Source organism: Mucilaginibacter sp. RCC_168 (assembly GCF_041355315.1).
Classification (GTDB): domain Bacteria; phylum Bacteroidota; class Bacteroidia; order Sphingobacteriales; family Sphingobacteriaceae; genus Mucilaginibacter.
In genome coordinates, this window is sequence record NZ_JBFUPN010000040.1 from 1 (window position 1) to 16,265 (window position 16,265).

The following is a 16,265-nucleotide window of genomic DNA, read 5'->3' on the forward strand; positions in this document are numbered from 1 at the left end:
AAGGAAAATGGCCGGTTGGAACCACAAATTTCTACTTTCATTAATCGCTAAATCAAATTCCTAATGCGTCAGCCCTGCATCCGAAATCCGAAATTCACCTTGATTCTTATATCTTTTGTAAATTGCAGGCGTATGAATGTATTAATTGTTGAAGACGAAAAGGGTTTGGCCCTTGAAGTAGATGAGTTTTTAAGTCATGAAGGCTTTACGGTTGAACACGCACGCACTAAGAAATCGGCAGAGGAAAAGATATTTGTAAACAACTATGATTTTATATTACTTGATCTTGGTTTACCCGATGGAGATGGCTTTGGCCTGCTAAAAATGCTAAAAGGCCTTGAAAAGCGCGAGGATGCCGTTATTATACTCACCGCGCGCGGAGCTGTTGACGACCGCGTAATGGGCCTGGAACAAGGCGCCGACGACTACCTGGCAAAGCCATTCTCCCTGAGCGAACTCTTGGCCCGTATGCACGCTATAACGCGTCGCAAACACCGCCTGGAGAGTAATGATATTAATATCAAGGGATTACGCGTTAATATTCAGAACCGTACGGTGATGTATAATGAAGAGCGCATTAACCTGACTAAAAAAGAGTTTGAGATATTCAATTATCTGGTGCTGAATAAAAACCGGGTAATATCGCGCACTAACCTTACTGAGCATGTTTGGGGCGATGTACTGGAGATCAATTCCGACTCCAACTTTGTAGACGTGCATGTTAAAAACCTCCGTAAAAAACTATCGCAATACATCCCTATCGACTGGTTTGAAACCGTAAGAAGCATTGGTTACCGCATTAATATTTAAATATCCCGCCAAATGAAACTTCAGGTAAAGCTGGCACTATACAATACGTTAACCAAAGTGTCCATCATTTTATTTACGGGCCTGCTTATCCTGCTATCAATAGAAAAAATATCCTACAATCATATTGAGGTACGTTTAGAGGAAAAGAAGGAAGCAACATTAAGAAGCCTTTCTTCCAAGGAGATCAACAGTTTTTTAGCCGCACAAAAAGTATATACCGACTATAATATATTAAAGGAGGAGTTTATTACGATAACCCCTGTCAAATATCAGCCCAATACTAACACCAGAGTAATATTTACTACCGAGGCGAAGAAGGTTGATAAAAATATGGAAACCTATCGTATATTATCTAATCGGTTTAATTTTAACGGATATACTTATCTGCTTCAAATAGGCGAAACGATTGAATCTGTTGAGGAATTAAAATCCATCATCAAAAAGTTTACCTTGCTGGTATTGTTTATTGCCTTGGTACTTACCCTCATTAGCGACCTGGTATTCACCAAATTTTTACTTGCTCCATTTTATAAAATCATTGACCGAAAGCTGATCAAGGTGAACGATCCTATGAATTTTGATTACGAAAAAATTAAAACCACCACTCAGGATTTTGAATTACTTGATGACAGTATAAGTTCATTAATGAAAAAGATCTCCAATCTTTTTATACTGGAAAAGCAATTCATAGCCAACGTGTCGCACGAATTACTTACTCCTATTTCCATCATCAGTTCGAGGCTTGAGAATATATTACTGCATGATAATTTAAGCGAAGGCAGTGAAAATAAGATGCATGCTTCACTGAAAACACTCAACCGCCTAAAATCAATTATCAACAGCCTGTTGCTCATATCAAAGGTAGAAAACAATCAGTTTGACAAAGGCGATATGGTGATGATAGCCGAAGTGATTAAAGAAATACACGAAGAGTTAGAAGATCGTATAGAGGAAAAACACTTAACATTTACCAATCACCTCAAATACATTTATTCGATACAAGGTAACCGCCCGCTTATGCATACGTTACTGTTCAACATCATCAACAATTCTATAAAATACAACAATCTTAAAGGCAGCATAACTATTAGTGATGACCTTACCGATGACATTTATGCGATTACCATTGCCGACACCGGCGCGGGCATGGAGCAAAAACAAATTGATAATGCTTTTAACCGCTTTGAGAAATTTGATACTGACGAAAAGGAAAGCTATGGTTTGGGTCTCGCTATAGTAAAAAGTATTACTGCGTTCCATAACATTAAGATTAAAATAAACTCCGTAAAAAATAAGGGAACTGCTGTAAAGCTAATATTTGACCACCTCACTTAACTTCACTAAATCTTCATTCAAACTTTATTACTTTGAACAGTTTTAGTAAGTGTTACCCCTATTAAGAGGCTATTTTTATTTAAGAATAGCCTTTTTTATATCATCTTATTCCGTTTCACCAGGTAAGTTTTCAATATGTTCTGATAGCCTTCCTGTATATTGGCATCAATCAGGTCGATATGATACTGCGCACATTTAAGCTCCAGCTCATGCCGGTATGCCGCTAAAGATTTTTGGTAAGCATCGCGTATTTTACCGGGATGTACTTTTACTTCGGCGCCACTTTCCATATCAATAAAATGATGAGGCCGGTTATCAAAATCAAAATCGAGTTCTTTTTGCTTATCGTGGACATTGAATATAACCACTTCGTGCTTATTAAACTTTAAGTGTTGTATGGCCGCAAATAATGCTTGTAACTTTTCGGTATTGAGATTATTCTCCAGCATATCGCTAAAGATAACCACCATAGAACGCTGGTGTATCTCCTGCGCAATATGGTGCAGTACGCCAGTAATATCGGTAACCGTATTTACCTTTGGAGTGTTATACATTTTTTCGAGCTCAGCATACAAATAGAATAAATGAGTACTGGTTGATTTGGCGGCACTCAGCCAATCAATTTTATCCGAAAACAGGCATAAGCCAAATGCATCGCGCTGTTTTTTAAACAGATACATTAATGAGGCTACTGCATAAACAGAAAACTGCAGCTTATTCAACCCTTTTTCGGGGAAATTCATGGACGATGAGGTGTCCAGCAATAAATAACAACGCAGATTGGTTTCTTCCTCAAACTGCTTTACAAACAATTTTTCGGTGCGGGCCAGCAGCTTCCAGTCGATATTTTTTACCGATTCACCATTATTGTACAAGCGATGTTCGGCAAACTCAACAGAAAAGCCATGAAAAGGACTCTGGTGCAGGCCGGTTATAAACCCTTCCACCACCTGGCGGGCCAGCAGCTCCAGATTGGCCAGTTGCCTTATTTGCTGATCATCATTTAACCGGGACATAGGGCTAATATAGGGTATAAAAAAAGCGTCACCAAATAGGTAACGCTTTTTTAAGGTAATAAATATGGTGAATTAAGCTATCAATAAACTTAATTTTTTGCCTTTTGTTATTATGCTAATTGCTTAACCAATTTGTCGGTTAAAACTGATTTTGGAACAGCGCCAATTTGTTTATCAACGATTTCGCCATTTTTAAAGAATAATAAGGCAGGGATATTACGGATTCCGTATTTCATTGATATACCTGGATTGTTGTCCACATCAACTTTACCAACAACGGCTTTGCCAGCGTATTCTTTTGCAATATCTTCAACAACCGGACCTACCATTCTACAAGGGCCACACCATTCTGCCCAAAAGTCAATAAGTACGGGTTTGTCTGATTTCAGCACAAGTTCGTCAAAGTTCGCATCAGTTATTTCTAAAGCCATGATTTCTATTTTTTAAATTTTTGTATTACAAATATATACTATTCAAATAGCTTGCCACAACTACAACCTGACAATGTGACAATTATATTAATATAAATTTAAACATCCACCACAACTATCCCTTCGTAAAGTTTTAAAAATAAGTTCGGCTAAAGCCCCAAAAGTGGGTTTACATGGTTTACACATTTCATGGTTAAAATTCACTTACTTTACTGAAAATCAACTAATTAATAAAATTTCAAGCTAATAAGTGTAAACCCACTTTATGATGGTAGATGCAAAGTATTACCGATCATTAACTAAGCCAAGTTATCAACATTTTGTTTAATAATTGACTGTTTGAATTATTTAGTCAGAAATTATAAAAATCAAATAATTCAGAGGAAAAGTGGCTTACTAAGCAGGGTTACTTTTTATAACTATTAGTATTAATGAATGTAAACCAATTATGATGTTAGTTTTTATCATTCCCTTAATTCTGATACTTACATCCCCCATATTGCAATGGAAGTTCTCATCACGCAGGATAAATGACCAAATCAATCTACCACTTTGGGCAATTACTTTACTCAGTCTTTTACTTGATGTGCTGTTATCGGCTGCCGCATTTTGGATATCCTTATACGGGTTATCACCAAGTATAAAGTGCGCAACCGGCTGCACTGCCTTTATATCTTTGGGAATATTTAACATAGTTATAATTACACCACTTATTGCAATTATAAGTTATATACGATATTACAACCAGCATAAACCTCAACTACAATAACCATATCATGCTGATCTTAGCCTGTGGTCGGTGATAACACTATAGGTGTTCGGAAGATTAAAGGGTAAATAGACCTATTGCATTTTATTGTCGATATGCTCCGTTAGGAGCTACCTGTTTGTAGAAATACAAGACAAAATATCTTTTTGCTCCGTAGGTGCAACCCTAAATGAGCAGGTAATTGTATAAGGGTAGCCTCTACGAGGCATAAAAGAGGGCGATGCGGTGCTATAAACAGGTAGCTCCTAACGGGGCAAGCTTGTTTCAGATACTTTATAAAATGTGATGTCACAATTTATTCTTCCGAACACCTATGGTGAGGACCAAACAACGGGCTAAACAGATCCTTCACAGCGTTACCCATGACGTGTTTAGTAAATTGAGTAAAGACTTACGAAGTTTTTGGAACTTCGTAAATCTGGCATCAGCGCCGGATCCGTCATTTCACCTTCAGAATCCAGCGGATTTTATAACTCAGGATGACAAGTTGGTTTTAAGACGATTTAATTCAGCACTGGTTGTATATTGGTTAAATTAAAAATATCAGCCATCAGATCATCGCTGGGATTTACCTTGAATAATTTGGAGGCCAGCTCAACCTGTAGCGCTTCTTCCCTGTCTTTGATCAAAAAGCGCAGCTTACAGTTTTGCACGGGGTATTTTTCGTTATTTACCATAATGGCTTGCTGAATATCATCCAGCAGCTTACTGTTCAGGCTATGCACATCCAGGCATACGGTTAATGATTTGGTCATTTTATCGCGCATTTCCGATAGCAGGCTCATTACCTGTATACGCAGGTCCCAGTTATCTTTTTGCCTGAATTTTTCTTCGATGTTACCCTTGATATGCAAAAAGTACCCATCCATCATCAGGTTACGGAACTTCACATAATCCTCGCCAAACAGGGCAAATTCGTACGATTCGTTATAATCTTCCAGAACAAAAGTGCCGAAAGGCTTACCGGTTTTAGTCATCTTATGCTGTACATTACCCACCAGGCCGCCAATGCGTATCTCGCCCCGTTTTCGCAGCTCGTTAAATGCACTCATGATCTCTTCGCCGCCCTCGCCTGTACGAGCTTTTTGCACAAGCTTCAGATCACTGATGGTACTGTTGCAGAACCGCTCCAGCTCAATTTTATAATTATCAAGCGGGTGCCCGGTTAAATATATACCGATCACCATCTTTTCGTATTTCAGTTTCTCTATCAGCGGCCATTCTTCGGCTTCGGGCATGGCAGGTTCAGGCACATACGAGGCTACCGAGCCACCAAATAATGATGATTGTGAACTGCTTTGTACGTTCTGATAATCATTGGCGTATTTGATCAACCGTTCCACACCGGTTAAAACACCCACATCTGTTTTTGCAAAAAATTGGGACCTGTTTACACCAAAGCCATCAAAAGCCCCGCCATAAACCAAATTCTCGTATGATTTACGGTTTACACTCCTGGTATTTGACCTGCGTGCAAAATCATATAAAGTTTCATACGGGCCATTGGCCTCGCGCTCTTCAATGATACTTTCAACCGCTTTATCACCAACGCCTTTAACTCCAGTTAACCCGAAACGAATATGTCCTTTTTTATTTACAGCGAATGACATGTCCGATTCATTGATGTCCGGCCCCAAAACCTCAAGATTCATCCGGCGGCACTCCTCCATAAAAAAGGTGATCTTCTCTATATTGTTCTGGTTATTTAAAACCGCGGCCATATATTCAGATGGGTAATGCGCCTTTAAATAAGCAGTTTGATAGGCCACAAAAGCGTAACAGGTGGAGTGCGATTTATTGAACGCGTATTGTGCAAAAGCCTTCCAATCAGTCCATATTTTGGTGAGCTTATCTTTGGGGTGACCTTTGGCCATGGCTCCATCCATAAACTGGGCCTCCATTTTGTTCAAAACCTCAATTTGCTTTTTACCCATGGCCTTACGCAGTACGTCGGCATCACCTTTACTAAAGCCTGCTAACTTTTGCGATAAAAGCATCACCTGTTCCTGGTATACGGTAATACCATAAGTTTCTCCCAAATACTCCTCCATATCCGGAAGGTCGAATACGATAGGTTCCTGTCCGTGCTTACGCTTAATAAAGTTAGGGATATACTCTATCGGCCCTGGACGGTAAAGGGCGTTCATGGCAATCAAGTCTTCAAATTTATCCGGCTTCAGATCGCGCAGATACATTTGCATACCGTCGCTTTCAAACTGGAACGTACCGTTGGTATCACCACGCTGATAAAGCTCATATGTTTTAACATCGTCAAGCGGTATATAATCAATATCTATCTCCCGGCCATGATTTTGCTTGATCATCCGCAGCGCATCCTTAATAATGGTCAGGGTTTTCAGGCCCAGAAAATCCATCTTGATAACGCCGGCATCCTCAATTACACGCCCATCATACTGGGTCACCAACAGATCAGAGTCTTTGGCCGTAGCTACCGGGACAATATCCGTTAAGTCATAAGGCGCAATGATAATACCCGCGGCGTGCACACCTGTATTCCGTACCGAGCCTTCCAATTTTTCGGCCTCGCGCAGTACCTGTCCACGCAAATCGTTCCCTTTTACAATTTCTTTCAGCTCGGGTACCTGTTCAATGGCTTCTTTAAGCGTAATGCCTAATGTATCAGGAACTAGCTTTTTCAGTGCAGCCATTTCGGGCAGCGGCATGTCCAATACACGACCCACATCCTGTATACTGGTGCGGGCAGCCATAGAACCATAGGTAATGATCTGGGCTACTTGATTTTTACCATATTTATCAACCACATAATCGATCACTTTTTGGCGGCCTGCATCATCAAAGTCGGTATCAATATCGGGCATCGACTTACGATCCGGATTCAGGAACCTTTCGAACAGGAGGTTATACTTCATCGGGTCGATATTGGTGATCCCGGTACAGTAAGCCACCACCGAGCCCGCGGCCGAACCACGGCCCGGCCCAATAAATACGCCGATATCGCGGCCATGCCTAATAAAGTCGGCTACGATTAAAAAGTATCCGGCAAAACCCATGGTACGGATTGTGAACAACTCAAAGTTGATACGCTCCTCTACCTCGGGCGAAATATCTTTATAGCGCTCCTTAGCGCCGGTAAATGTTAAATGCTTTAAATACTCCCATTGGTTAAGCGTATCAGCATCGGGCGTATTATGGATCTTAAACTCATCGGGGATCACGAAGTTTGGCAATAGGATATCCCGTTTTAACTTCAACACCTCTACCTTATCAACTATTTCATTGGTATTATCCAGTGATTCAGGGACGTCAGAGAACAGGCTACCCATTTCTGCCTGCGTTTTAAAGTAAAACTGATCATTCGGAAAACCGAAACGGTAACCCTTACCACCTTCCTCGTCAGTAGCAATTGGCGTACTTTGCATATCGCCGGTATTTACACACAGCAAAATATCGTGAGCGTTGGAATCCTGCTGATCCACATAGTGCGAATCATTGGAGCATATCACCTTTACATTATACTTCTTGGCATAAGTAAGCAGCACATTATTAATAGTAGTTTGCTCTGGAATTTCATGGCGTTGCAGCTCGATATAAAAATCCTCACCAAACAGGTCAAGCCACCATCTAAATTCTTCTTCAGCCTTTTCGGGTGTTTCCCGTAATATAGCCTGGGGTACCGATGCACCAATGCAACAGGTAGTGGCGATGAGGCCTTTATGGTATTTTACTATTAGCTCTTTATCAATACGCGGCCATTTACTGTACAAGCCTTCCATATAGCCTAAGGAGCATAGCTTTACCAGGTTTTTATAACCTTCGGGGTTTTTAGCCAGCATCAGCTGATGGCGGCGTACATCTTTTTTCTCCTTGGTAAATTGCTTCTTATGTCTGTCTTCAACCACATAAAACTCACAGCCAACTATAGGTTTTACGTTGTGTTTGCCCGCTTCGGCAACAAACTTAAACACCCCAAACATATTACCATGATCGGTTATAGCTAACGCTTTCATCCCATCAGCTGCCGCTTTTTTATATAGTTTTCCTATATCGGCGGCACCGTCAAGTAATGAAAATTGGGTATGTACGTGTAAATGAGAAAAATCTGGCATAATGAATCCTTTTCAGCAAAATCCTGTAGAAATACAAAGTTATCAATAAAACAACTTTGCCGCATCATGTGTTGAAAAACTAAGCCCGAATAATTTTTTTATCTATGGGTTGTGGTGTTTGGTTATTATGCCAATGAAGCTGTAACTTAAACCGGACTAATCAAAGAACCATTTAGTAGTATGACTATTTGATTATTTTTACAGTGAACGATCTCCACCCTTGAAAAATATATACAATTGAAAAAGTTTGGACGAATAGCCCTAAAAACCATACTCTGGATAATTGCAAGTATCATTTTTCTGGTGCTGCTTGTTGTTATTCTGATACAGGTTCCTGTTGTGCAGAATTTTGCCAAGGATAAAGCGGTGAATTTTCTGCAGGGGAAAATTCATACCAAAGTACAAATAGGCCACATTAGCCTGGGCCTGCCTAAACTACTGGTATTAGAAAATGTTTATTTTGAAGATCAGAAAAAGGACACCTTGATTGCCGGCGAAAAATTAAAGGTCGATATCAGTCTGTTTAAGTTACTTCATAATAAGATAGAGATCAACGAGATCAATCTGCAGGGCATTACCGCCAATGTAAGCCGTGGGGCAGATAGTGTTTTCAATTTCGATTACATTATTAAGGCTTTTGTGGGTGAACAAAAAAAGGAGGTGAAACCAGAAGACACCACCTCAACAATGAAGTTCTCATTGGATAAGATCAATCTTGACCGCATTAATATCAAATACAAAGATAAGATCACCGGTAACGACGTTAAATTCCTGCTTGGGCATTTTGATACCCGCATTAAGGATTTTGATATGGATAAAATGAAATTTACCATACCAAAGATCACACTATCAGATATTAACGCGCGCATTATCCAAACGCCGACCGGCCCTCCTCCTGTTGATACGGCCACCACGCCATTAAATATGGATCTGAATTTGGGCGTTATTGACATATCGAAAATAAAAGTGGATTACCAAAGCAGCGAAATGAATGCCAACGTTGATCTGAACAAGCTTTTGGTGAATATGGATAAGATCGACCTAAAGAAACAAAAGGTGGGTATTAAAAGTATCGAGCTCAATAATACCCAGGCGGCCCTGAGCCTTGCTAAACCCAAAACGGTACAAAAGGTCATTATAAAAGCCGCTAAAAAACTCGATACCCTGGTAGCGTCACCACAAACATCCAGGTGGGCCGTTACTTTGGGCAAGGTGAACTTTACCAACGATAATATCAAATTTGATAACGAGGCTCAAAAAGCCATACCTAAAGGGCTTGATTTTGGACACATGGATATCCGGAATCTCAACGCCGGGGCCGAGAATATCTCTTATAACCCAGATACCATCTCTGGCAAGATCAATTCTTTTTCTTTTAGTGAAAAAAGCGAGTTAAAGATCAATAAGTTCCATACCACTTTCTTTTATGGACCAACCAATGCTTACATGAATGATCTGCTGCTGGAGACTCCGCAAACCATTCTTCAGAAATCGGTACAGGTGCGCTATCCTTCTATTGATGCTATCACCAAAAACATCGGCGCTCTGGGCGTCAATGCTAATTTAGATGGCAGCCGTTTAGGTTTAAAAGATGTGCTGCTCCTGATGCCGACCATGGCTACCATGGAACCTTTTAAAAGTTCTCCGGGCACGGTTTTCAAAATAAACGGTAAAGTTAAAGGCCAGGTGAATAATCTGGATATCCCCAGCATGGAGGTAAGCGGCTTAGGCAGTACCCATATTAAGGCATCAGCCAAAATGAAAGGTTTACCCAATGTGAATAAAGCCTATTTTGATGTTAACATAGCCGACTTTACCACCAGCAGCATGGATATTGCCAAACTGGCCCCGGCAGGCAGCATCCCTCCTAACGTAAGCATCCCCGAAAAAATGAACCTGAAAGGTACATTTAAAGGTGGCATGACCAACTTTGATACTAAAATGGGCCTGCGCTCCAGCTATGGCTCGGTTGACCTGGTTGCGACTATGAAAAATGGTGAGCATAAAGGCAAAGAAATTTATACGGCCAAAATCAAGGCCAATGATCTGAATGTTGGCGCTTTAACCAAACAGCCGCAAATGGTTGGTAAAATAACGATGGATGCCAACCTAAAAGGTGTAAGTCTCGATCCGAAAAAAGCCAGCATACAGTTTAACGGTAACCTTACTAAAGCTTATGTAAAGGGTTATACCTATCAAAACCTGGTGTTGAAAGGCAGCTCTGAAAATGGCAATTACACGGCCATTGCCCGCATGAAGGATCCTAACATTAATTTCAATCTGGATGCCAAAGCTTATTTGAACCGCAAATACCCATCGGTTAACGGAACTTTATTGGTTGATAGCATTAACCTGCAAAAGTTGAATTTTGTAAAGGACGGTATGCGTTTTCATGGCAAAATGGTAGCCAATGTACCAACCGCCGATCCCGATTACCTGAACGCGGATATACTGGCAACTGATCTGTTAGTGGTTAATAAAGGCCAGCGTATACAGCTGGATACCGTAAGCCTTAAATCAACCGCTAATGCCGATAGCAGTACCCTGCGTTTAAAAACTCCCATTATGACAGCTCACATGGCCGGGAAATACAAGCTAACCCAGATAGCCGATGCCCTGCAGGATGTGATCAATAAATATTTCAATACAACCTTGGCAAGTGAAAAGGCCAAAGGTGAAAGGGTAAAAGTGAAAGGTGGAAAAACTGAACACATAACCCACAACCCACAACCAGCTACTCAACACTCACCACTTACCACTCACTCCTCGCCGCAACAGTTTGTATTTGACGCGCGCCTGGTTAAAACGCCGCTGCTTACCCAATTTGCGCCCGATCTGAAACAGCTTGATCCTGTCCTGCTGAATGGTAGTTTTAACAGTGAGTCGGGCGAATTAGTGGTTAAAGGTTCTATACCAAAGGTTATTTATGGCACCAATACGGTTAACAATGTCAAGCTTGACATTAATACCAACAACAATGCGCTGAACTACAATTTAGCTGCTGACGAAATAAAAGTAGGCTCATCCTTGGATCTGCTATACACCAGTATATCGGGCAAGGCACAGGATAATAAGCTTAACGTGAGTTTGGAAGTACGTGACGCGACCAAAAAAGACCGGTACCGCCTTGCCGGGATATTCAGCGTTTTGCCAAATCAATACCAGTTCAGTTTTGCACAGGATGGTCTGCTGCTCGATTATTTACCCTGGTCCGTTAGTCCCGACAATTACCTGCAATATGGCCCTAAAGGAATATTGGCACATAATTTTACTATTTCAAACACCAATCAAATACTCAGCGTAAACAGCAACCCGCAAGAGTTTAATGCGCCTGTTACTGTTAACTTCAATAATTTCAGGATCGAAGCTTTGACCAAAATAGCCAAGCAGGATTCTTTGCTGGTTGGCGGCGTAATTGATGGTAAGGCCGAGATCAGTAATTTCCAGAAATCCCCCTTATTTACAGCGGCCATTGATGTTAAAGACTTTAATTTCAAGGGCGATACAGTGGGTAATATAGCCCTTAAAGTAAATAACCAAACCGAGAACGCTTATGCCGCCAGCATGAGTATTACGGGTAAAGGTAACCAGGTTGATCTGAACGGCACTTACTATACCAACCCCGAAAGCCGCTTTGATATGAACCTGAATATCGTAAACCTCAATATGAAAAGCATTGAGGGCTTTAGCTTTGGCAGCCTGCGCAATTCATCGGGTAACATAATCGGTCAGCTCAAAATAGCCGGCACCACCACAGCACCGGCAGTGCGTGGAGATATTAACTTTAATAAAGTTGGCTTTAATGTGGCCATGCTCAATTCGTACTTCCGCATGCCGCAGGAAAGCATCACTTTTAACGACGAAGGCATCCGTTTTAATAATTTCACCTTAGTTGATTCTACGAACAACAAAGCCGTTGTCAGTGGCAGCATTTTCACCAAAACGTATACCGATTTTGCTTTTGGCTTAGATATCAACGCCCGTAATTTCAGGGCAATGAACTCTACCCAGGATGATAACAAATTGTATTATGGAAAATTGTTCCTGGATACCCGTATTAAAGTGAGGGGAAATATGGATAAACCGGTTGTGGATGCCAACCTGACAGTAAACGAAAAAACAGATATGACAATAGTGCTGCCGACTACTGATCCGAGCGTGGAGGACCGGAAAGGTGTGGTAGAATTTATTGATCAGAACGCACCTAAATTAGATTCCATATTACTGGCCAGGCAGCTTGATTCATTGAAAAAATCAAATGTGAAGGGTCTGGATGTATCGGCAACCATCAATGTAAATAAAAATGCTGCCTTTACCGTTGTTATAGATGAAAACAATGGTGATGTGGTGCACTTAAAAGGTGAAGCAAGCTTAAATGCAGCTATAGATCCAAGCGGAAAGATCAATCTCACAGGAACCTATGAAGTAAATTCGGGTTCTTATGAATTATCCTATGCTACTGTAAAACGTAAGTTTAACTTTAAAAAAGGCAGTACTATTGTTTGGACCGGTGACCCAACCAGCGCCAATATCAATTTAACGGCGATTTATGTGGCCAACGTTCCCCCTATTGATCTGGTTGAAAAGCAAAGTACTGAGAGCACTGGTCTATACAAGCAAAAACTACCCTTTAATGTAAACCTGAGCCTTAAAAACCAACTGCTTACTCCTGATATCAGCTTTGATATTGTACTGCCTGATAGCTCCTATAACGTACAAAGTGATGTAATTGCCAACATTAATACGCGTTTAGCCCAGGTACGGCAAGACCCTAATGAAATGAACAAGCAAGTACTTGGTGTATTAGTGTTAGGACATTTTATAGGTGATAATCCATTGCAAAGCCAGGGGGCAGGTTTTTCGGCCGAAGGTCTTGTGCGTAATAGTGTAAGCAGCCTGCTAAGCGATCAGCTAAACAGACTGGCGGGTGATCTTATTGAAGGTGTAGATCTGAACTTCGGTTTAACATCGGGTGAAGACTATTCTACAGGAACGGCCACTAACCGAACGGACCTGAATGTTGGATTGTCCAAACGGTTTCTGAACGACAGGCTTACGGTAACCGTTGGTAATAACTTTAACCTGGAAGGTAATCAGGAAGGCCAAAAAGCAACCAATATTGCGGGCGACGTATCCGCGAATTATAAGCTGAGTAAGGATGGGCGCTATACGCTGCGTGCATACCGTCGCGATGAGTTTATTGTATTTCAAGGACAAATCATTGAAACAGGTTTAGGGTTCACGCTCACCGTGGATTATAATCGTTTCAGAGAAATATTCCGCAAACGTACGGCTCAGGAACGCGAAATGCGCCGCAAATATTTGCAGCAGGAAAAAGACAAGAAAAAAGCACAGGACGAGGCCACTAATAAAGCTAACGACGCGGCAAAAGCTGAGGAACAGAAAGAGCAGGAAAAGAAAAAACAAACAACTACCTCAAATTAAGCTTATGATCAAGCACTTTAGATATATACTCATATTTACTGTTTTGTTGAACGCCTGCAGCAATACCAAATACCTGGCTTCGGGTCAGAAATTGTATACCGGCGGCGAAGTAAAAATTCAGGATAAGGATATTAAAAAAAGTGATGCCAAAGCACTAACCGAAGAGCTGCAAACCCTACTGCGGCCCAAACCCAATAGTGCTATATTGGGTTTAAGGGTTAAGCTTTGGATATATAATAAAACCCGTACAAAAAAAACCAAGGGCCTTGCTCATTGGCTCAATACCAAATTTGGCGAACCCCCCGTTCTGGTAAGTTCTGTTAACCTGGAGAATAATAGCGATATATTACAAAACAGGCTGCAGAATGAGAGTTATTTTCAGGCCCAGGTTAACGGAGATACCGTTGGCAAGAAAAAAACGGCTAAAGCTGTATACACCGTGCTAACCGGCCCGGCCTACAAAATACGAAAGGTAATCTTCCCAACAGGTAGTGAAAGTATCGATACAGCCGTGGCCGGAACAGCCGCGCAAACGCTCTTGAAACCGGGGAACAACTATAATCTGGATATTATTAAAAATGAACGTATACGCATTGATGCCAAACTAAAGGAAGAGGGTTTTTATTTCTTCGCCCCCGAAAACCTGATCATGCGGGTTGATAGTACCATAACTGGTCACCAGGTTGATATTTTTGTAGCCATTAAACGCGATATTTCAGAGAGAGCGCAAGAAATTTATACGATTAATAACATATATGTATACCCAAGCTACTCCCTGCGTGATACTTCCTTAAATCTGGATAAAGCACAAAAATATCGCTGGTACAACATTGTTGAAAAAAGAAAAACAGTGAACAGCTATATTTTTGCCAATACCGTTTTACTGCGTCCCGGCGAAGTATATAACCGTACCGATCATAATAATTCCTTAAACCGTTTTGTTAATCTTGGGCCGTACAAGTTTGTAAAAAACCGGTTTGAAGATGTTACAGATTCACCCAAGCTGGATGTGTACTATTTTTTAACACCCTATAAAAAGAAATCATTACAACTCGAATTATTGGGCCGTACTACATCGGCCAATTATACCGGTACACAGGTAAATATTAACTGGCTTAACCGAAACGCGTTTAAAAGTGGCGAGGCACTAAAGGTAACCCTGTTTGGTAGCACCGATGTGCAATTTGGTGGTAACAATAACGGCTTTAATGTATACCAGGCGGGTATTCAAACAACCCTGTCGTGGCCGCGTTTTATAAGTCCTTTTTATCCTAAGGCCGATAATGCCTACATTCCCCATACTAATTTAACGTTGGGATACACATTGGTTGATCGTCAAAAGCTGTACCGGCTAAATTCCTTTAATGCTTCTTTTGGATATCAATGGAAGGAATCCGTCCATCGCTCACATGAATTGAATATTTTCAATTTCAATTTTGTTAATCCTCAACATATATCACAGTTGTACGTGGATAGTATTAATAATCCAAAAAATACCAATCCAGCTTTAAAACATGTTATTGATAAACAATTTATTTTCGGCCCGAGCTACGGATATACTTATACCAATACCACCGAGGACTCCCGTACCAACACTTTTTACTACAATGGCAAAGTAAGTCTATCGAACAACCTATATGGTATCATTTCCGGAGCTGATAGCGTGCACGGCAAAGCGAAACAAATTTTCGGCGCCAACTTTAACCAGTACGTTAAAATAGAGAACGAGATCAGGTTTTTCCATAAAACAGGTCCCAACAGCAAGTTTGCCAGCAGGTTATTGGTGGGTGTTGGCCTGCCTTATGGCAACTCAACGCAGCTACCATACAGCCAGCAATTTTTCATAGGCGGTCCTAACAGTCTGCGTGGTTTTCAGGCACGAACTATTGGTCCAGGTTCCTATGCTGTTAAGGTGGCGGCTGGTAACTTTTTCCCTGATCAATCGGGTGATATCAAAATTGAAGCTAACATCGAATACCGGCCCAAGCTGTTTAGCATAGTATATGGGGCCTTGTTTATGGATGCCGGTAATATATGGCTAAAAAACTCCAATGGCTTACAACCGGGCGCCGTTTTCACCAAAAACTTTTTAAATGATATGGCTGTAGACGCGGGCTTTGGTTTACGTTTTGACCTTTCTGTATTGGTATTACGTACTGATTTGGGCGTACCGCTTAGATACCCCTACTCACGACCAGGAAAAAAGGAGTGGGACATGAATTTCCGCTACAGCGTATTTAACCTGGCTATTGGTTACCCATTTTAATTTAATTATTGAATTAGTGAGTTAGTGAATTATTGAATGAAATGTTCATTTTTGTTCGTTTTACAGTTGAGCTTTGAGAATCACTAATTCACTAACTCACTAATT

The 16,265-nt window shown here is 40.9% G+C and carries 8 protein-coding genes; 4 read left to right on the plus strand and 4 right to left on the minus strand.

From position 1 onward, the window contains the following. Positions 1 to 132 precede the first annotated feature (132 nt). Together AB6735_RS26795 and AB6735_RS26800 are read left to right on the plus strand one after the other, a co-directional pair. Positions 133 to 810 (plus strand): response regulator transcription factor, encoded by a 678-nt coding sequence (locus AB6735_RS26795; RefSeq protein WP_370999264.1) that lies wholly within the window; start codon positions 133 to 135, stop codon positions 808 to 810. 12 nt (positions 811 to 822) lie between these two features. Beyond that, positions 823 to 2,145 (plus strand): sensor histidine kinase, encoded by a 1,323-nt coding sequence (locus AB6735_RS26800; RefSeq protein WP_370999265.1) that lies wholly within the window; start codon positions 823 to 825, stop codon positions 2,143 to 2,145. Between the two features lie 95 nt (positions 2,146 to 2,240). Here the strand turns inward: AB6735_RS26800 and AB6735_RS26805 are convergent, their stop codons facing one another. From AB6735_RS26805 to dnaE, 4 genes are all read right to left on the minus strand, one after another. Then, positions 2,241 to 3,161, minus strand: a complete 921-nt coding sequence (locus AB6735_RS26805; protein WP_370999266.1) for a DUF58 domain-containing protein — start codon at positions 3,159 to 3,161, stop codon at positions 2,241 to 2,243. A gap of 110 nt (positions 3,162 to 3,271) precedes the next feature. Further along, entirely contained in the window at positions 3,272 to 3,592 is a 321-nt protein-coding gene (gene trxA / locus AB6735_RS26810) for a thioredoxin (protein ID WP_370999267.1), read from the minus strand. Positions 3,593 to 3,988: 396 nt separating this feature from the next. Then, positions 3,989 to 4,285 carry a hypothetical protein gene (locus tag AB6735_RS26815; RefSeq protein WP_370999268.1) on the minus strand — a complete coding sequence of 99 codons (297 nt, stop codon included), beginning with the start codon at positions 4,283 to 4,285 and terminating at the stop codon, positions 3,989 to 3,991. A gap of 579 nt (positions 4,286 to 4,864) precedes the next feature. Further along, positions 4,865 to 8,449, minus strand: a complete 3,585-nt coding sequence (gene dnaE / locus AB6735_RS26820; RefSeq protein ID WP_370999269.1) for a DNA polymerase III subunit alpha — start codon at positions 8,447 to 8,449, stop codon at positions 4,865 to 4,867. Between the two features lie 237 nt (positions 8,450 to 8,686). Between dnaE and AB6735_RS26825 the strand changes: the two genes are divergently transcribed. After that, positions 8,687 to 13,894, plus strand: coding sequence for a translocation/assembly module TamB domain-containing protein (locus AB6735_RS26825; protein ID WP_370999270.1), 5,208 nt, complete (start codon positions 8,687 to 8,689; stop codon positions 13,892 to 13,894). A 4-nt stretch (positions 13,895 to 13,898) separates the two neighbouring features. Beyond that, a complete protein-coding gene (locus AB6735_RS26830) occupies positions 13,899 to 16,160 on the plus strand; it encodes a BamA/TamA family outer membrane protein (protein WP_370999271.1) in 2,262 nt (753 codons plus the stop codon). Positions 16,161 to 16,265 lie beyond the last annotated feature (105 nt).